This is a genomic window from Agrobacterium pusense, assembly GCF_013285525.1.
GTDB lineage: Bacteria > Pseudomonadota > Alphaproteobacteria > Rhizobiales > Rhizobiaceae > Agrobacterium > Agrobacterium pusense.
On the sequence record NZ_CP053856.1, the window covers coordinates 547049 to 565409 of the forward strand.

At 59.9% G+C, this 18361-nt stretch carries 22 protein-coding genes; 16 read left to right on the forward strand and 6 right to left on the reverse strand.

Annotated features, from left to right (window positions below; genetic code table 11):
- Positions 1-55: 55 nt before the first annotated feature.
- From HQN82_RS02655 to HQN82_RS02665, 3 genes are all read right to left on the reverse strand, one after another.
- The gene (locus tag HQN82_RS02655; RefSeq protein WP_004440617.1) at positions 56-1216 is read right to left on the reverse strand and encodes an AI-2E family transporter; all 1161 of its coding nucleotides are present in this window, start codon (positions 1214-1216) and stop codon (positions 56-58) included.
- An 85-nt stretch (positions 1217-1301) separates the two neighbouring features.
- Positions 1302-2162, reverse strand: coding sequence for a VOC family protein (locus HQN82_RS02660; protein ID WP_112765580.1), 861 nt, complete (start codon positions 2160-2162; stop codon positions 1302-1304).
- Between the two features lie 2 nt (positions 2163-2164).
- Positions 2165-2386, reverse strand: coding sequence for a hypothetical protein (locus tag HQN82_RS02665; protein WP_037091621.1), 222 nt, complete (start codon positions 2384-2386; stop codon positions 2165-2167).
- Between the two features lie 50 nt (positions 2387-2436).
- Between HQN82_RS02665 and HQN82_RS02670 the strand changes: the two genes are divergently transcribed.
- The 4 genes from HQN82_RS02670 (at position 2437) to HQN82_RS02685 (ending at position 4877) form a co-directional block, all read left to right on the forward strand.
- Positions 2437-2847, forward strand: coding sequence for a universal stress protein (locus tag HQN82_RS02670; protein ID WP_004440622.1), 411 nt, complete (start codon positions 2437-2439; stop codon positions 2845-2847).
- A 122-nt stretch (positions 2848-2969) separates the two neighbouring features.
- Positions 2970-3290, forward strand: a complete 321-nt coding sequence (locus HQN82_RS02675) for a TraR/DksA family transcriptional regulator (RefSeq protein ID WP_006700060.1) — start codon at positions 2970-2972, stop codon at positions 3288-3290.
- Between the two features lie 317 nt (positions 3291-3607).
- Positions 3608-4276, forward strand: a complete 669-nt coding sequence (trhA, locus tag HQN82_RS02680) for a PAQR family membrane homeostasis protein TrhA (protein ID WP_004440627.1) — start codon at positions 3608-3610, stop codon at positions 4274-4276.
- Between the two features lie 103 nt (positions 4277-4379).
- Positions 4380-4877 (forward strand): GNAT family N-acetyltransferase, encoded by a 498-nt coding sequence (locus HQN82_RS02685; protein WP_006700062.1) that lies wholly within the window; start codon positions 4380-4382, stop codon positions 4875-4877.
- Positions 4878-5056: 179 nt separating this feature from the next.
- Here the strand turns inward: HQN82_RS02685 and msrB are convergent, their stop codons facing one another.
- On the reverse strand, positions 5057-5464 hold the full coding sequence (msrB, locus tag HQN82_RS02690) for a peptide-methionine (R)-S-oxide reductase MsrB (RefSeq protein ID WP_004440632.1): 408 nt from the start codon (positions 5462-5464) through the stop codon (positions 5057-5059).
- A 207-nt stretch (positions 5465-5671) separates the two neighbouring features.
- Between msrB and HQN82_RS02695 the strand changes: the two genes are divergently transcribed.
- The 10 genes from HQN82_RS02695 (at position 5672) to HQN82_RS02740 (ending at position 14187) form a co-directional block, all read left to right on the forward strand.
- Complete coding sequence (locus HQN82_RS02695; RefSeq protein WP_173614520.1) at positions 5672-8038, forward strand: putative monovalent cation/H+ antiporter subunit A; 2367 nt, start codon at positions 5672-5674, stop codon at positions 8036-8038.
- Positions 8035-8454, forward strand: coding sequence for a Na(+)/H(+) antiporter subunit B (locus tag HQN82_RS02700; protein ID WP_022555830.1), 420 nt, complete (start codon positions 8035-8037; stop codon positions 8452-8454). The genes HQN82_RS02695 and HQN82_RS02700 overlap by 4 nt, the downstream gene beginning before the upstream one ends.
- Positions 8454-8831 (forward strand): Na+/H+ antiporter subunit C, encoded by a 378-nt coding sequence (locus HQN82_RS02705; protein ID WP_006700064.1) that lies wholly within the window; start codon positions 8454-8456, stop codon positions 8829-8831. Before HQN82_RS02700 ends, HQN82_RS02705 begins: the two co-directional genes overlap by 1 nt.
- Positions 8832-8850: 19 nt before the next feature.
- Positions 8851-10416 (forward strand): Na+/H+ antiporter subunit D, encoded by a 1566-nt coding sequence (locus HQN82_RS02710; RefSeq protein ID WP_113382171.1) that lies wholly within the window; start codon positions 8851-8853, stop codon positions 10414-10416.
- Complete coding sequence (locus HQN82_RS02715) at positions 10413-10892, forward strand: Na+/H+ antiporter subunit E (protein WP_173614521.1); 480 nt, start codon at positions 10413-10415, stop codon at positions 10890-10892. The genes HQN82_RS02710 and HQN82_RS02715 overlap by 4 nt, the downstream gene beginning before the upstream one ends.
- Positions 10889-11275, forward strand: coding sequence for a cation:proton antiporter (locus HQN82_RS02720; RefSeq protein WP_006700067.1), 387 nt, complete (start codon positions 10889-10891; stop codon positions 11273-11275). The genes HQN82_RS02715 and HQN82_RS02720 overlap by 4 nt, the downstream gene beginning before the upstream one ends.
- Complete coding sequence (gene mnhG / locus HQN82_RS02725) at positions 11275-11604, forward strand: monovalent cation/H(+) antiporter subunit G (RefSeq protein WP_004440653.1); 330 nt, start codon at positions 11275-11277, stop codon at positions 11602-11604. Before HQN82_RS02720 ends, mnhG begins: the two co-directional genes overlap by 1 nt.
- Positions 11605-12036: 432 nt before the next feature.
- Positions 12037-12465: a MucR family transcriptional regulator Ros gene (gene ros / locus HQN82_RS02730; RefSeq protein ID WP_004440665.1), complete on the forward strand. Its 429-nt coding sequence runs from the start codon at positions 12037-12039 to the stop codon at positions 12463-12465.
- 479 nt (positions 12466-12944) lie between these two features.
- Positions 12945-13367, forward strand: a complete 423-nt coding sequence (locus HQN82_RS02735) for a helix-turn-helix domain-containing protein (RefSeq protein WP_173614522.1) — start codon at positions 12945-12947, stop codon at positions 13365-13367.
- Complete coding sequence (locus HQN82_RS02740) at positions 13360-14187, forward strand: DUF6456 domain-containing protein (RefSeq protein WP_173614523.1); 828 nt, start codon at positions 13360-13362, stop codon at positions 14185-14187. The genes HQN82_RS02735 and HQN82_RS02740 overlap by 8 nt, the downstream gene beginning before the upstream one ends.
- Positions 14188-14190: 3 nt before the next feature.
- Here the strand turns inward: HQN82_RS02740 and HQN82_RS02745 are convergent, their stop codons facing one another.
- The gene (locus HQN82_RS02745; RefSeq protein WP_004440673.1) at positions 14191-14607 is read right to left on the reverse strand and encodes a SufE family protein; all 417 of its coding nucleotides are present in this window, start codon (positions 14605-14607) and stop codon (positions 14191-14193) included.
- A gap of 179 nt (positions 14608-14786) precedes the next feature.
- A complete protein-coding gene (locus tag HQN82_RS02750; RefSeq protein WP_004440675.1) occupies positions 14787-15212 on the reverse strand; it encodes a DUF5330 domain-containing protein in 426 nt (141 codons plus the stop codon).
- Positions 15213-15699: 487 nt separating this feature from the next.
- Between HQN82_RS02750 and HQN82_RS02755 the strand changes: the two genes are divergently transcribed.
- Positions 15700-17232, forward strand: coding sequence for a sensor histidine kinase (locus HQN82_RS02755; RefSeq protein ID WP_112765586.1), 1533 nt, complete (start codon positions 15700-15702; stop codon positions 17230-17232).
- A complete protein-coding gene (locus HQN82_RS02760; RefSeq protein ID WP_153776751.1) occupies positions 17204-18106 on the forward strand; it encodes a peptidoglycan-binding domain-containing protein in 903 nt (300 codons plus the stop codon). The genes HQN82_RS02755 and HQN82_RS02760 overlap by 29 nt, the downstream gene beginning before the upstream one ends.
- Positions 18107-18361 lie beyond the last annotated feature (255 nt).

Below are 18361 nucleotides of genomic sequence, written 5' to 3' on the forward strand. Positions count from 1 at the left end.
AGGAGATTTTCCGTTGGCGGAGGCGCGTCGCGCCCTCCGCCTCTGTATCCGCCGTTCAATCCGGCAGGTTCGGCACGACCCGGCGGGAGGGGAAGAGTTCGCGCGTCACCGTCATGACGATGAGCGACAACGGCAGGGCCAGCATGGCGCCGGCCGCGCCCCACATCCACGTCCAGAAGATAATCATCACAAAGACGAGGAAGGGGTTGATCTCCATGTTGCGGCCCACCACCGCCGGAAAGGCGAGGTTTTCCATCAAGAGGTGGATGGTGAAGAACACTCCCGCCGGCAGCAGCGCGAGGATCATGTTGTCATGCGTGATGATACCGGCGACGGTCAGCGATATTGTCATCAACGTGATGCCGAGAAACGGAATGAAGCTCGAAAGAAAGGCAAAAAGCCCCCAAAGAAGCGGCATGGCGAGGCCACCGAGATAGGCGATCACGATCATCGTCACACCCAGCGCGGCGTAGATGAGGCTTGCCGTGGCAAAATAGGTGCCCAGCACCTTCTCCACCGAGCCGATGATGCGAATGGTTCTGAGCCTTTGATGGCGCGCCGGAAAGGCCATGATGAGAGCCTTGCGCAGTCGCAGCCGGCTGTAGAGAAACATTAGAAGAGCCGCCAGGAAGATCAGTCCCTGAACGATGGCCGGCGTCACATTCGCGCCAAGCAGGGAAATGATTTCGCCGCTACGCGACAGCAGCGATTCCATCGACATGGAGCCCATGCTGAACGTGGCCGCGGAAATATTCAGCCACCGCAGATTTTCGAGGTAAGGAAGGAAGCGGTCAATGCTGCGCTCGATCAGGGCAGGGCCTTCCGATGCCAGCTGTGAGACCGGGTCGATCAGGGAATTGACCACGAAAAAAATGACCGCAGCGACGAGTGTGGACAGGATGATGGCGACACCGGCACCCGGAATGCCGTAGGAGGCCAGTTTTTCGGCGGAGATGCCCAGGATCATACCAACAACGACAGCCATGACGACGGGCATCAGAATCATCGATAATTCGTGGATCACCGCCATGGACATGATCAGGAAAATGCCGATGACCGACCAGGCAACGAAAACGTCAAGCGCCTCCCGCCCCAGCGGCTGCTGACTGCGCGCGTCATCCCGCTGTGAAACAGAGGCGGGTGTCGCAAGCGGATCGGCCTTGTCTACTGGCAAGGCCGCGGTGCCGGAAAGATCCGGCTTGGCATTCTCATTCATCGGACTATCCCCCAATAACGAGGTTAACGTCCGACAAATCCGGCGGTTCCGGGGCGGCTGAAATTTCTGCCGCCCCGTTCAGCGTTTATGCGGAAAGCTTTAGCCCTATGCCCCACGGATCCTTCAAAAAGATGCCGTCACTTTGCCTTTCGGTGGAGATTTCCAGCCGGTCGAGTGCGGCAAGAGCCGTCTCGAGCGCGGCCGGCTCGTTGAATTTCAGCGAGTAACCGGAAAGCCCCGTCATGTTCTCCCTGCGGGCCACGGCGCCACGGCTGTTCCAGATATTGGCGGCCACGTGGTGGTGATACGCGCCCGATCCGAAGAAGCTTGCTCCGGGATATCGCGCCATGATCTTAAGCCCCAGCACATCCTGATAAAACTCATCGGCCTGCGGAATACTGCCGACCTGCAGGTGAATGTGGCCAATGGCGGTTCCCTCCGCTGCACCGGTGAAGGCCGCCTTCGGGGCGCTGTCGTAAAGCGCCTGAAGATTGAGGCCGATTGTCGCCATCTCCACCGTGCCATCCGGCTGGTAGGTCCATTCTTCCGGCACCCGGTCGCGATAGACCTCTATGCCGTTGCCTTCCGGATCTGCGAGATAGATGGCCTCGCTGACCAGATGGTCAGACGCACCCTGAAGCTGAACATTGTTCTGAGCGGCATGTGCCAGCCAGTGCGCGAGGTCATCGCGGCTCGGCATCAGAAACGCGGTGTGGAACAGGCCTGCGGCATTGCGCGGCGCGCGTTCCGCCGTGCTGGAGGTGGAAAGTGTGAGCAGCGGCTGGCCTCCGACGCCAAGCACCTCACCGCTCGGGTTCTTTTCAAGAACGGAAAGACCGATGATCTTTTGATAGAAATCCGAAACGCGCGGCAGATCGTGAACGACGAGATGGGCCTGGCCGACATAGGCCGGCCGCGTCAGGGCGAATTGTTTGATTTCACTCATCATCATCTCCATATTGATTCCGACGCGCCAAGGGGTGGGCCGGTTGCCGACGAGGTCGGCTTCGCCGCTTTGCGGCGTTTGTCGAAGACGAATATGGGCTGGTTTCGTCGTTCAGCAAAGATCACCAGCTGGCGATTGACTGTCCACTGTTCGTTGACAATGCCCTGTTCCGGCATGGCTTCGGCTTTGACTTCGATCAAGGTGAAGGCTGCGCCGGCCGGCAAATATGAGCTTGAGCCCGACACAACGGCGGATCACGTCAAAGGAGACAGCCATGTACAAGAAGATCATCGTACCGGTAGACCTCAGCGCCACTGACAAGGGAGAAAAGATTCTCGAAAAGGCCAAGGCACTGCTGGACCCCGACGGCGAGATCGTTCTCATAAACGTTGTCGAGGAACTGCCGGGCTATATGGCGATCGACCTTCCTGTCGACCTCATCGAAAACGCCATCAAGGACGCCAAGGCAAAACTCTCGGACCTCAAGGCCAGGGTCGGTTTCAACGGCAGCCATGAAATCAGAAGCGGCGCGCCGGCGCGGGAAATCATCGCTGCGGCAGAGGAACACAAGGCTGATCTCATCATCATCGCGTCGCACACGCCTGACTTCAGCAACTATTTCATCGGCGCCACCGCCGACCGCGTGGTGCGCCACGCCAAATGCTCGGTGCTGGTGGATCGCTAAGGTTTGACGTTTTTGGGTTGCGGGCGGGTTTCCCGCCCCTCCAAGCATTTCCAGGAAAAGTGGAATCCGGTTTTCCACCCGGAAATGCGACAAAACAAGAAGATCGGCTGGAGGAAAAGTCCATGAATACCGAAAGTTACGAGAAAATCCTGCGTGACCGGCAGCGCGAGCTTTATCGCCGCCTGCATAAGATCGAGGCCGACTTCGAAGAGCCGCGCAATCCTGATGACGATGACAGGGCCGCCGAACGCAGCAATGACGAGGTGCTGGACGAGCTGGGGCAGGTGGGACAGGATGAGTTGCGCGCTATCGACGCCGCCCTCGAGCGTATCGCCAAGGGCACTTTCGGCACCTGCGTCAAATGCGGAAGCGAGATTTCAGAGGATCGGTTGAAGGCTGTTCCCTATACGCCGTTTTGTCAGGAATGTGCTGCGGCGTTGTGATGGCAGGGAAAGCGTGACTGGGTTTCTTTCCCGCTGGGGAGAAGGTGGCCCGAAAGGCCGGACGACGGGGGCAAGCTCTCCGACCACATCTACCCTTGCCCTCTCATCCCGCTGCCGCGGACTTCTCCCCGGCGGGGAGAAGAAACAAGTGTATACCGCTCGCTTCACAGGCAATAGGTCTGGCCGCAGGGCAACCCAGGACCTCTCCTTTCGCAACAGCACCGAACGCAATTTGATCGCCATTAACCGGCTGCTGTCTTGTTCCTGTCTAATATTGTCTTCATGCTTTGGTGAAAGCACGCAGACAGGATTGGACTATGAGTGATTTGTGGCGGTTCGGACGCCAGTATGATTTTCACGAGATTGTCGCCGATGGCATCGTCCACGGGGTCGGCATCGTGCTGGCGCTTATCGGCGCCACGGCGCTGATTTTCTACGCGATGGTATGGGGTACGCTCAGCGCCATTGCAGCGGCGTGGATTTACGGCCTCGGTCTCGTCGTCTGCCTATCCGTCTCCTTCACCTATAATATCTGGCCGCACTCGAACGTGAAATGGTTCCTGCGCCGGCTGGATCACTCGGCGATCTTCATTCTCATCGCAGCCACCTATACGCCGTTTCTGATGCGGGGTATCCACGATCCCATGATCGCGGTCATGCTGGGGCTGATCTGGCTCGCTGCGATCTGCGGCATCCTTCTCAAATGCCTGTTTCCCGGCCGTTACGACCGGGTCGCCATCGGCCTTTATCTCGCCATGGGCTGGAGCGGCGTCATGGTGGTCGAGCCGCTGTCGTCGCATCTCGCGCCGGTCACGCTCTGGCTGATCGTCGCCGGCGGCGTCATATATTCGCTCGGCGTCATCTTCCATGTCTGGGAAAAGCTGCGCTTCCAGAATGCGATCTGGCACGGTTTTGTGGTCGCAGCCGCTGCGGTTCACTATTTTGCCGTGGTCACCGCCTTCAGCCTCGTTCCCCTGGCTTCGTAAAGATCGTGAGAGCGCGGCGCTGGACATGTCTCCGTCTCATCGCTTAAGGCTCGGCGCAGGCGCGGCAAAGCCGCGTATTCGCAAACCAGGCGGAGCTAAGAAAATGACCGTGGAACTTCGCGACGCGACCGTGGATGACCTCTCCGGCATCATGGAGATATACAATGACGCTGTCGTGAACACGACGGCGATCTGGAACGAGGTGGTGGTCGATCTCGACAATCGCAAGGACTGGTTCGCCGCCCGCAAGTCGCGCGGCTTTCCCGTCATCGTCGCGGTTCTGGACGGCAAGGTCGCGGGCTACGCTTCCTATGGTGACTGGCGTGCTTTTGACGGTTATCGCCACACCCGCGAACATTCCGTCTATGTGCATAAGGACGCCCGCGGCCACGGCATCGGCAAAAAACTGATGCAGGCGCTCATCGATCATGCCGCCGGCAACGACGTGCACGTACTGATCGCCGCCATCGAGTCGGAAAACACCGCTTCCATCCGCCTGCATGAAAGCCTTGGTTTCACGGTCGCGGGCCGGTTCTCGGAAGTCGGCACCAAGTTCGGGCGCTGGCTGGATCTGACGTGTATGGAACTGAAATTAGGTTAAGCCAAGAAGCTTAAGCCATCTTTTGATCGGTCGAGTGTCACGAGTCTCTTCTCCCCGTGGGGGAGAAGTCCGCGGCAGCGGGATGAGGGGCAAGCTCTCCGAATATCGCTAACGTAGCCCCTCATCCGACCCTTCGGGCCACCTTCTCCCCGCCGGGGAGAAGAAATACGCGGCATGGCTCAGACCGGCTCGAACACCATCGAATGGCCGTTGATGCAATAACGCAGACCGGTGGGCGGCGGGCCATCGGGGAAGACGTGGCCGAGATGACCGCCGCAATTGGCGCAGCGGATTTCAGTGCGCACCATGCCATGGCTGGCGTCGCGATGTTCCGTCACTGCGCCGGGCTTCACCGGTTCGAAATAGCTTGGCCAGCCGCAGCCGGCGTCGAATTTCGTGTCGGAGAGGAACAGCGGCTCGTCGCACGCCGCACAGCGGTAGAGGCCTTTTTGGAATGTGTCCCAATAGGGCCCGGTAAAGGCGCGCTCAGTGCCGTGTTCGCGCAGGATGCGATATTGCTCCGGCGTCAGCTGCTCACGCCATTCGGCATCGGTCTTCTTCACTTTTGGGGATGTCAGATCGCTCATGGAATGATCCTTTCTGTTCATGCCTCAGATAATCATCGCCATGGCGGATTGAAAGAGGACATATCCCATAACGACTCCGTTATGAAACGGGGCCGGGAGTCGATTTGGGTTGAGAAGGCATTGCCTATGCCTTAACTGAAAAATCCGATTTGAAACAAGAACGCCAGCCATGGCGCGCAGGGGTGGGGGACACCCCGGGAGATATGAATGACGTCCGATGTCACGCCGATGACATTTCTGTCGCTATTTCTGCCGTTTCTCGCGGCGCTCGCCGCACCGGCGCTGGTGAAGAGATTCGGGCACAATGCCGCCTGGATACTGGCGATTGCGCCGGCGCTTTCCTTTGTCCATTTCGCACTGATGTTGCCGCAGGTGGCGGCTGGCGGCGTGGTGACGGGCGGTTATGCGTGGGTCCCAAGTTTCAATCTCAGCTTTTCCTGGTTCATCGACGGCCTGTCGCTCACCTTTGCGCTGCTGATCACCGGCATCGGCCTGCTGATCGTGCTTTATGCCGGCGGCTACATGAAGGGGCATCCGCAGCAGGGCCGATTCCTGTCTTTCCTGCTGCTGTTCATGGGCGCGATGCTGGGCGTCGTCGTCTCGGACAGTCTGCTGATGCTGTTCGTCTACTGGGAGCTGACGTCCATCACCTCCTTCCTGCTGATCGGTTTCGACCATGAACGTGCCGCCTCGCGCCGCGCCGCATTGCAGGCACTGGTGGTGACCGGCGGCGGCGGACTACTGCTGCTTGCCGGGCTGATCTTCATCTGGGACATGAGCGGGATGACGCAGCTGTCGATGCTGGTGCGCAGCGGCGATATCCTGCGTGACAGCCCGTTTTATCTGGCCGCGCTGCTGCTGGTGCTCGGCGGTGCCTTCACGAAATCGGCGCAGTTTCCCTTTCATTTCTGGCTGCCCAACGCCATGGAGGCGCCTACCCCCGTTTCGGCCTATCTGCACTCCGCGACCATGGTGAAGGCCGGCGTCTATCTGCTGATGCGGCTTAATCCGGTTCTGGGCGATACCGCCGCCTGGCAGATACTGCTGCCCTTCTTCGGCGGGCTGACCATGCTCACCGGCGCGCTGCTTGCCATACGCCAGACCGATCTCAAGCTGATGCTCGCCTATACCACGGTGTCGTCGCTCGGCCTGCTGGTCATGCTGACGGGTTTCGGCTCCGACCATGCCATCGAGGCGGCGGTGCTCTATCTGGTGGCGCATTCCCTGTTCAAGGGCGCACTGTTCATGGTCGCCGGTATCATCGATCATGAGACCGGCACACGCGACGTGACGAAGCTTGGCGGCCTGCGAAGAGCCATGCCCGTCACCTTTGCGGCGGCGCTGGCGGCCGCGATTTCCATGGCCGGCCTGCCGCCCTTCTTTGGTTTTCTTGCCAAGGAAGAGATTTATTATGCGCTCGCGCATGGCAATCCGCGTGCCGTGCTGTTCACCGGCATTGCCATTCTCGGCAACGGGCTGATGTTTGCCGTCGCCTTTGCAGTGGCGCTGAAACCCTTTCTCGGCAAGCCGGTAAAGACCCCGAAACAGGCACATGAAGGCCCGCTGCTGCTCTGGCTCGGCCCGGCGCTTCTGGCGCTGAAGGGGCTCACCATCGCTCTGTTCTCCGGCATCGCGCATTTCTACATCTCGACACCCATGGCAAGCGCCATTGCCGGTGAGGCGCGACCGGTGGAAATCTCGCTCATTCCGCATATCGGCGTGCCGCTCGGCCTGTCGCTGCTCACCATCGCACTCGGCATCGTCCTTTATACGCAGCTTTCCGCTGTCCGTGGCCTGATCGACCGCACCTTCAGGGCGCTGGGGTCAGGGCCGGACCGAGGCTTTGACGTCTTCATCGAAATGCTGGTGAAAATGTCGTTCCACATCACCCGGCTGATCCAGCCGGGCCGTCTCGAATTTTACGTTACCGCCACTTTCGCTGTCATCGCCGCCGTGCTGCTCGTGCCGCTGTTTCTTTATGGCGAATTGCCGTCCATGCCGTCATGGCCGCGGGATGCGCCGATCCATGAACTGACCTTCATCGCCATTGCCGTGGCGGGGCTCATCGCTGTGCTGACGGCGTCGAGCCGCCTGACGGCGATCATCGCGCTCGGCATCCAGGGCTTCGCGGTGGCAGTCATCTTCCTGCTGTTCGGCGCCCCGGACCTGTCCTTCACGCAGTTCATGGTGGAAACGCTGTCCGTCGTCATATTGACGCTGGTGATGACGCGGTTGCGCCTGTCGCCATCCGACCATCGCGGCCTTGGCCAGAAGCTCTTGGACAGCAGCATTGCAATTGCCTGCGGGACTGGCTTTGCGCTTTACCTGATGCGCGCGACGCAGGTGAGCTTCGACAATCGCCTGACCGATTTCTACAACAGCTATTCCAAGGTCATCGCCCATGGAGCGAACGTCGTCAACGTCATCATCGTCGATTTCCGCGGCACGGATACGCTGGGAGAAATCGCTGTCGTGATGATAACGGGCCTTGCCATCCTGGCGCTGATCCGTATCCGACCTGCCGCGGTCAAGGAGCCGGCGAAAAGGTTCAAAAAGAAGGGAGCGCGGGCATGAACACGCTCATTCTGCGCACCGTGGCGCCCGTCGTCACCAGCCTGATGGTGCTGTTTTCCATCTTCGTCCTGCTGCGCGGCCATAACGAGCCGGGCGGCGGCTTCATCGGCGGCCTGATCGCGGTCTCGGCGCTGGCGATCTACGGCATCGCCTATGGCGTGGCGGCGGTGCGGCGCGCAATCTTCTTTCACCCGCTGGCGATTGCCGGGGCAGGGCTCCTGCTTTCGATGGTCTCCGGCCTCGTTTCCATTGTCGCCGGCGTGCCCTTCATGACCGGGCTTTGGGTCTACCCGAACCTCTTCGGCGTCGAACTGGCGCTCTCCACCGTCATGTCCTTCGATATCGGTGTCTATCTGGTCGTGGTCGGTGCCATCACATCCATTGCGCTGGCGCTGGAAGAAAGGGAAAGCGACTGATGGAAGCGATCTTCTCCATTCTCGTCGGCATCTTCTTCTCGGTCGCGATCTACCTCATGCTGTCACGTCACAGCATCCGCGTGCTGCTGGGCATCGCCATTCTCGGCAATGCGGTCAACCTGCTGCTCTTCACGGCGGGGCGGCTCACCCGGGAGGTGCCGCCGATCATTCCGGCGGGCATGGACACGCTGCCCGCAGGGGCTGCCAATCCGCTGCCGCAGGCGCTCATCCTGACGGCGATCGTGATTTCCTTTTCATTCTTCTGTTTCCTGCTGGTCCTGACATGGCGCGCGTTTCAGGAGTTGCAGACCGACGATACCGATGAAATGCGCACCGCAGAACCGGCAGGCGAGCCCCTGCCGCCGCTCGGTTATTGAGCGGCGAGGCTGAAACGACATGGCTTCATCCCCCACCTCCGCTGTTACCGATCTTTCCGCCGCGCTCGTCATGGCGCCCGTGCCGCTGCCGGACTGGCTGATCATTCTTCCGATCGCGCTGTGCATCGGCGCGGGCGCGGTGCTGATGATGATGCGCCACGCCATTCGCTACCATGCGCCGGTCGCCATCGCCGCGCTGGCCCTCCTTGTGGTTCTCGATGCCGCCCTCTTATGGAAGGTTGCCACGCAGGGGCCGTTCACCATGGTCATGGGCCGCTGGCTGCCGCCCTTCGGCATCGCCTTCACGGCCGATCTCACCGGCGCGTTGCTGTCACTCGCGGCCGCCATCGTCGCGCTGGCCGGCGCCATTCACGCCGGCAGCGATATTGACGCCAGCGGCAGACGTTACGGCTTCTATCCCTTCCTGATGCTGCTGATGGCCGGCGTTACCGGCGCGTTCCTGACCGGAGACATCTTCAACCTCTATGTCTGGTTCGAAGTGCTGCTGATCTCGTCCTTCGGCCTCATCGTGCTCGGCTCGACGCGGGAGCAGATCGACGGCGCGTTGAAATATGCCGTCCTGAACCTCATCGGCACGACGCTTTTCCTGATCACGGTGGGTTATCTCTACGCCATCTTCGGCACGCTCAACATGGCCGATATCGCGTTGAAGGCAAACGGACTGCGCGAAACCGCGCCGCTGATGACGCTTGCCAGCCTCTTCACGCTTGCCTTCGCCATGAAGGCGGCGGCCTTTCCGGTGAATTTCTGGCTTCCCGCTTCCTATCACACGCCGCGCATCGTCGTCTCCGCCCTGTTCGGTGGACTGCTCACCAAGGTCGGCATCTATTCGCTGCTGCGCGTCATGGTCATGCTGTTCCCGGTCGAGCGGGAGGAACTCAGCATCGTCATCGCCGCTTCCGCCGCGCTGACAATGGTGCTCGGCGCCATGGGTGCGCTCGCCCAGAACGATATTCGCCGGATGCTCGGTTATATCGTCATATCCGGCATCGGCTACATGATGGCGGGCATCGCCATCGGCACGCCGTCAGGCGTCTCAGGCGCGATCTTCTACGCGCTGCATTCCATGGTGCTGATGACGGCGCTCTACCTTGCCGCAGGCCACGCCGCCCGTCTCGGCGGCGGTTTCAGCCTCACCGTGCTTGGCGGCCTTTACCGGCAGGCTCCGTGGTTTTCGGCGCTTGCGCTCGCGCTGTTTTTCGCCGGTTCCGGCCTGCCGCCCTTTTCCGGCTTCTGGCCGAAGGCGGTCCTGGTCAAATCGGCGATCGATATCGGCGCATGGTGGCTGGCCGCCGCCATTCTCCTCTCCGGTTTCATCGCCACCATCGCCTTCGGACGCGTCTTCCTTTTGTGTTTCTGGCGTCCGGCGGCAAAGCCATTGCCGCAACCCGCCTTGCCCGCCGCGGCGCCCTCCGTCGCTCCGCTGGTCGCGCTGACGCTGCTGGTCGTGTTCTTCGGCCTGTTTCCCGAAAGCCTGCTTGATCTCAGCCAGGATGCCGCAGCCGGGCTCGGGAACCCGCAAGCCTATATTCATTCGGTCTTTCCAGAAGGAGGCAAGCCATGAGCCTCTATGTCGTGCAATTGCTGTTCGTGGCGGTATGGCTTGCGGTAACGGGCAGCCTGACGCTGGCAAACTTCATCTTCGCCCTCATCGTCTCCACGCTGGCGCTCTGGCTTATCCGCCACCAGCTTCCCGGCGGGCGCAACCACTGGCTGCGTCTTGGCCGCGTGTTGTCGCTGGTGCTGTTGTTCTTCAAGGAGCTTGCGCTTTCCGCCTGGAAGGTTGCCGTGATGGTGACACGCCCGAAACTGGACGTTCAACCCGGCATTTTTGCCTATCCGCTGACCGTAACCACGGATTTCGAAATCACGCTGCTCGCCAATCTCATCACGCTCACGCCCGGCACGCTTTCCGTCGATGTTTCCCCTGACAGAAAGGTGCTCTACGTGCACGCAATCGATTGCAGCGATATCGAAACCGCAAAAAACGACATTAAGAACGGCTTCGAAAAGAAGATCATGGAGGCGTTTCAGCAATGACGCCGGAACAGATAGTCTCATTTGCAAATATACTTGCGCTGGTTGTTCTCTCGGTGGCCTTTTTGCTGACAGTCTACCGCGTTGTCGTTGGTCCCACCTTGCCGGACCGTATCGTCGCGCTGGACATGCTGGTCGGCATCGCCATCGGCTTCATTGCGGTCATTGCCATCCGCACCGGCTTCAATCTCTATGTCGACATTGCCATTGCCCTCGGGCTCGTCGGTTTTCTGGCCACGGTGGCGTTCGCGCGCTTCGTGCTGTCGCGCGGACCGGATGGCGGGCGCGGCCCGAAAGGGGTTCTGGATGGCGCACGCCGGTCTGAATTCGCTGAGAACCCCTCGAAAATTCAGGTGAATAGCGGAAAAGAAAAGGGAAGGCGGTAATGGGTTGGATCGTTGCTATCCTGGTTGCGGCGCTGATGATCTCGGGTGCCGCCTTTTCACTGATCGCCGCAATCGGGCTCAATCGCCTGCCTGATGTTTACACCCGCATGCATGCCGCATCCAAGGCGGGGACGGTCGGCTCCGGCCTGCTGCTTCTGGCGGTGGGCATCCACTCTATGGATATATCGACGCTGGCTCGGGCGCTCGCCGGTTTCTTCTTTTTCGTTCTGACGGCGCCGGTTTCCGCGCATCTTCTTGCAATGGCTGCGCACAAGGCAGGTTATCCGCTTTCCGTTAAATCGGTAGTTGATGACCTCAAGAAAATTTGAAGTTGAATTACCCCCTAATAATAGGGGGTGCGCGTTTTCAATTACTACTAGGCATAGTATTTTATTACCCGTAATTTTTTGTATTCCGATTAGACTGTTTTGAACTAAAAAATTCACAGCAGGAATTTGACTTTTGCTGTTTTGCTGTTATCCAAATTAAGTGTAAAGTTGCTAATCGCGATTTGCATCTAGCCTCTTCATAGTCGGCATAGGCATTTTATTAATGTCTAATCTACGGGTCTCAGGACCATTGCTGCCCATGTCGCGGGTCATAAGTTGAATCTCGGACCAATACGTTTCCGGTTTTCGCTTGAAATCTAGGGGTAGATTTCACGTTGGTTTCAACAGGGCGAAGGTGGGGGCACCGGTAACTTCACATCGCTCGATGCGGCGTTCGCCCGCGTCAGGGGATCACTAACAGGAGATACTTAAATGACGGAAACTGCATACGGTAACGCCCAGGATCTGCTGGTCGAACTGACGGCGGATATTGTGGCTGCCTATGTTAGCAACCACGTCGTCCCGGTAACGGAGCTTCCCGGCCTTATTTCGGATGTTCACACGGCGCTCAGCGGAACGTCCGCGCCGGCATCGGTAGCGGTCAATGTTGAAAAGCAGAAGCCGGCCGTCTCTGTCCGCAAGTCGGTTCAGGACGATCATATCGTCTGTTTGGAATGCGGCGGCTCCTTCAAGTCGCTCAAGCGCCATCTCACGACGCATCACAGCATGACGCCGGAAGAATACCGCGAAAAATGGGACCTGCAGGTCGATTATCCGATGGTTGCGCCCGCCTATGCCGAAGCCCGCTCGCGGCTCGCCAAGGAAATGGGTCTCGGTCAGCGCCGCAAGGCCAACCGCTGATTTTCGAAGACAATCCGGCTTGCAGTGAAAGCCGGAAGTCGCAAGTTAATACGGCCGGTCCTTAGACCGGCCGATTTTGTTTTCGGGATTGAAGACCATGCCTTGGCGTGCCGTTCCCCGGGAACGAAGCCGAGCATCATAAGGCCGCCATCAACGTCGTATCCGCGCCGTGAGAAACAACCCTTTCGCGATAGGAACCTTATTGCGCTGCACGCCGGATGCTACGCGGCGAAAGCCTGCGGGCGCCGCTGCTTGCCATCATCCACTCTCCACGGAAAATCATCACCCCTCAGCCAGCGTGGAGATCGGCTTTTTATCGTCTCGCGCAATATCGGATGAGGAAAAAAATCCTCAATTACGTCCATCACTTTCGAGAAAATCAAGCTATGTCAATGGCCTGAACTCCATCGCAAAATTTGCGCTTCCCCAAGCCTTTCCTCAGGTGTATGAATTAATTCCTATTCGTAGAGGAGTTGCATATGCCGTCGGATACCATGTTTCTGCCTGCTGCCGCGCGGCCTTGCCTGCGGGTGCGTGATCGTCCCATTCGTTCGTGGCCGTCTGCGGGCGGGCGGGATGACATTTCCCGTCTTTGCCGTCTGGTGCGGCAACTCACCGGGGAGATGGTGCGATTGACGGGTGAGCGAACGCCGGTGCGCCGCGACATCAGGCGCATGGAGTGCCACGTCCGCCAGATCGCGATGTATGTGTGCCATGTGCAGCTTGGCATTCCCATGTCGGATATTGGACCCTGCTTCGGCCGGGACAGGACGACGGTCGGCCATGCCTGCCAAGTGGTCGAGGACCGACGGGACGAACCGGCATTTGACGAGTTTGTCGCCACGCTCGAGCGGCTTACCGGCAGTATCGTCAACGTGATGACAGGGGGCCGGGATGACTGAGACGAAACCTATGCCGGCTGCCTCCTCCGATCCTCATCTATTGCGGCTGCTGCGGTGCATCGCCGCCGGCGCAGCCGAGATGTCCCCGGAGGGGGGCGATATTGTGCTGCGCCGGGGGCTGGCAGGGCATCCCGCACTACGGCTTCCGGCCGCGACGGTGCGGCTTGCCGTTTCGTCCGGGCTGGTCGAGCAGCGGGAAAACACCCTTCATGCGGCGCCGCCGCTCGCCTCCTACCTGAAACGCGCAATGGCAAAAGACCGCGACGAGATTTTTCAGGAGCAGCATCGGGATGTGCAGACGGTTGTCGTGGATATCGGCGATGCGAAGCAGTCGGCCAGGCGTAACCTCAACACCTCGCAGCTGATCAGCCTTTCAAGGCTGAAGGAGCGCGACGGCGCGGCATTCTTTCCACCGGATGCGCTGGAGGCGGGGGAGCGGCTGGCCGCCGATTTTCATCGCGGCCACCTCAATCCCAGGGTGACGGCGACATGGGAACCCAGAACGGCGAGCCGCACAAAGGGTGAGGCGGGAGGCGCGCTCGAACTCACCGAGGCAGCAATGGCCGCAAGAACACGGTTTTCCCGCGCAGCCGAGGCGATGGGGCCTGAATTATCTGGCGTCGCTATCGATATCTGCTGTTTCGAAAAGGGATTGGAGACGGTGGAACGCGAGAGGCAATGGCCGGCGCGTTCGGCAAAATTGCTGCTGCGTGCCGCATTGCTGGCGCTGGCGCGCCACTACGCGCCGCCTGCAACCCGTGCAGGCAGGAAAGAACACCATTGGGGCGATGCTGATTATCGCCCATCGATGACGCGATAAATCTCAGGCGGTAAGCAGCCGGGCTTCCTCGCGGATACGCTTGATCATCGAGCGCAGGCCGTTGGCGCGCTGCGACGACAGATGTTCCACGAGCCCTATTTTGTCGAATACCTCGATCGCGTCGAGACCGGCGATTTCGGAGGCCCTTTTGCCGGAATAGACCGCAAGCACGATGGCGACGAGGCCGCGCACGATATGCGCATCCGAATCGCCCTCGAAGGTCAGGAGAGGGTCTTCGGCGCCGTCGCTATGGCTGACGAGCCAGACCTGGCTGGCGCACCCCTGAACCTTGTTTTCAGCCGTGCGCTTGTCTTCCGGCAGATCGGGCAGCGCCTTGCCGAGTTCGATGACATAACGATAGCGATCCTCCCAGTCATCGAGGAAAGCGAAGTCGTCAAGGATCGTTTCGAGAGAGGCCATTTGTGCGCCGTATCATCCGTTATTGCAGGTCTTCGTCACGATATAGGTGAAGTGCGGTCGGTTTTGAACCATAGCCCACGAAAAAGCCCACGGAAAACAGGTTCCGTGGGCAAGTTTGGCAGGCAGTGGCGGAAGGAAATATCCATCCGCAATAAAGGCGGGCGCGGTGGCCGGCAGGATCAGGGAGCAGGGCGCTTCTGCGGCAGGGGAATGACGGTGCCGGTCTTCAGCATGTCGGCATCTGCGGGAAACTCGACGCTGACAACGGGTGCCGCTGCAAGCTTTTCGGCTTCTGCCGCAACGTCGGCAACATCGGCGGGCTTGTCCCCGGAGGCAAGCTGCTTGTCCAGCAGTTCATAGGCAACCTTTGCGCCTTCCTTTGCCCGTTCGCCCAGCGCATGGAAGGTTTCGGCGCCCTTGATGCAGACATCGGGCTTTTCGATGCAGATGGCGCTGACATAACGATAGGCCTCGCCGGCAGCCGAAACGGCGCTGGGAATATCGAACGCCGAAGGTTCCTTGGCCGGATCGTTGCTGCTGCCGAAATAGGACAGCGCCACCAGTACCAGCGAAAACCAGAATGTTCCTTTGATCAGAAACCACATTGTCAGACACCCTGCCAGATGATCTTTGTTTTCGAAAGCCCCGCCCGGTTTCGGGTCATCGGCCTTTGTCCCGTTTTTCGGGCTTGTGAACAACCTACAGACGACCGGCGAACAGCCGATTGCAAAAAGCGGCGCAATTTAATTCAAATTGTATCTATTCTCCTCGGATCGGGACGGCGGCCATCAATTCACTCGCATTTTAACGGTCCATGTTAAGCATAATTGCGACAGAGGCCGCGCGTTCCGGGCGAAAGCGGCGAAAAACTCTGCCGCAAAAGTTAACGCGATGGCAAAAATGAAGCGAAATCCGTCGCTTACCCGTCATTAACCATGATTGGCAAAGCTTCCTGGAAATGCCCCGTAATGGGACTGTCACGCATTTGACGGGCTTTTCAGCCCATTCTTTTTATCCATTCCTTAAGCCGCCGCCTTCTATTGTCGGAGCCGTTGGAACCGCCTTCAGGATTCGGGTTTGGTATTGCGTAATATGAGAGAAAAAGCGGTCGCACTGGTCGACCATGCAGCGGGCAGATGGCTTGCGCGCATGGAAGAGGACGCCGAAAGGCGCGCCGGGACCGTTGCGCGCCTGCGCTGGCTGATTGCCTTCAGCGCCGTCGGCCTTGTGGTTGTACCAGCCATTTTCAGCCTCGTCGTCAGCCCCGCCATCGCGCTGCCCATCGGTGCGGCCCTGGTGCTGGCGCTGTTTCTGGCCGCCGCCGCCCTGCTGATCGCCTTCTCCCATTCTGCGCACGGCGCATCCGCTCATTCGGTTTCCTCGGTGAACGACGATCTGATCGCGGCATCGCAGGTGCCGGGTCTGGTGCTGGTGATCGGTGAAACCGGCTTCGTCGAACACGTGTCCGGTCGCGATTGCGCGGCATTCCCGGCCGACCTTCAAGCCAGCAAAGGACATATCCTCGTTGAATATGTCTATGTCTCCGATCGTATCGAACTGATGCAGGCTTTCGACGTCCTGCGGCAGGGTGAGGACAGGGCAACCGCCGAACTCCGCTTCGAGACCGGTGCGAAATCGCGCCAGGCGCAATTCATGCACGCCCGTATCGAGATGACCGCCATTCGCGGCGCGACAGGTCGCCTGCGCCGCATCGTCGCCCAGCTCACCGATATTACCGAGATGGAGCGTCTGCGCCGCGATGTCGCCCGCAAGGCAGCCGAGGCGGAATCCGCCAATGACGCCAAGTCGCGTTTCCTCGCTGCCGTCAGCCATGAACTGCGCACGCCGCTCAATGCCGTCCTCGGTTTCTCCGATATTCTCGCCGGCGAATATTTCGGACGGCTGGAGAACGACCGTCAGCGGGAATATGTCGGCCTCATCCGCCAGTCTGGCGCCCATCTTCTGTCCGTCGTCAACACAATGCTCGATATGAGCAAGCTGGAAGCCGGCCGTTACGAGCTGATGATGGAAAGCTTCCCGATTGCGGAAACCATCTCGTCCTGCGAAGCGATGCTAGGCCTTCAGGCGAAAGAAAAGGGCCTGACCCTGACCAGCCGCATCCAGCGCGGCATCGGTGAAATCTCGGCCGATCAGCGCGCCATCCGTCAGGTTCTCATTAACCTCGCTGGCAATGCCATAAAATTCACCGATGCCGGTGGTGTGGTATCGATCGACGCTGCGCGCGAAGGCGCAATGCTGAAATTGACGGTAAGCGACACCGGCATCGGCATCGCGTCTGACAAGATTGAACTGCTGGGCCAGCCCTTCATGCAGGTTCAGAATGAATATACCCGTCGCTATGAAGGCACGGGTCTGGGATTGTCCCTGGTCAAGGGGCTCGTGGCTCTGCATGGCGGCACATTCGCCATCGCCAGCAAGCCCGGCGAGGGGACGGTCGTAACGATCACTTTGCCTGCCGATGGTTCCGGCATGGCGGGTGGCGGCGAAAGCGCTGACGCCGAAAGCATGGTGGAGTTCCCACCGCGCATTCGGCAGCTTGGCGACATGACCGCGAAAATGAGAAAGGACGGTGACGATGGCCCCGCGAAAGCGAAAATCGCCTAAGAAAACAACGGCCCAGATTGGCGCCGGGATTGTTTCCTTGGTGGTTTCGGCCATCGGGCGCGAAATCCTGCGCCATCCGAAACTGGTGGGCGGCTGCGGTGCCTTCGCGGTCGTCTTCGGTTTTGTCGCCGCCAATGCGCTCTGGTACCAGCCTGGTGTGCACCCGTCGCCCTTCCTGCGCACGCGCGATGCGGAAAACCCGAACGGCATCGCCGGTTACCGCCCGGCCGAACCACTCGGCACCCATGGCAACGTCACCACATTCCGCATAGAGCGCCCGGCAGAAACGGAAACGGCACAGCAGCAGCCTGCGGCCGAAACGCCGGCGCAACCCGTCGCCGAAAGCCAGAAACCGCAGCAGATCGTCGCCGACATTCAGGGCGAACTCAAGAAGCGCGGGCTTTATGAGGGCGAGGCGGACGGTCGCATGGGACCGAAGACGGCCGCCGCCATTATGTTCTTTGAAGAAACGCTCGGCATGGAACAGACCGGCGAGCCGACAAGCCGGGTGCTGGCGGCGCTCAGGATCGATGGCGCAACGGTTGCCGCGATCCCGAAGGACCGGCCTGCCGATAGCAGCGGCGGTGTCGAAATCGACCCCGTTGCCGCCGCCATTCGCAAGGCGGAAGCGCCGCATCCCAAGGCCGAACCGGTCTCCCTCAACGGCGCCGCGAAACCCGCAAGCCGCGATCTCATCGCCAAGATCCAGCAGGGGCTGATCAATATCGCCTATGCCGACGTGAAGGTGGACGGCGTGGCCGGCCAGCAGACCCGCAATGCCATCAGGGCGTTCGAGAAACATTATCGCTTGCCGGAAACCGGTGAGCCGAGCGAGGCTGTGCTGAAGAAGCTGAAGTCTATCGGGGCGCTTTGAGGCTTTGACGGCAGCGTGGGGCGTGTGTGGCTCTACCCCCCTCTGCCCTGCCGGGCATCTCCCCCTCAAGGGGGGAGATCGGCAGGAGGCGCTACCACCACTTCATTCGCAAGTGTTGAGATGGGCGAGACTTATCCGCTTGCCGATCTCCCCCCTTGAGGGGGAGATGCCCGGCAGGGCAGAGGGGGGTAAAGCCACGCACACCTTCGTCAGCTTAAAAATCAACATCGAAACCCCGCCCACCTAGGCAGCGCA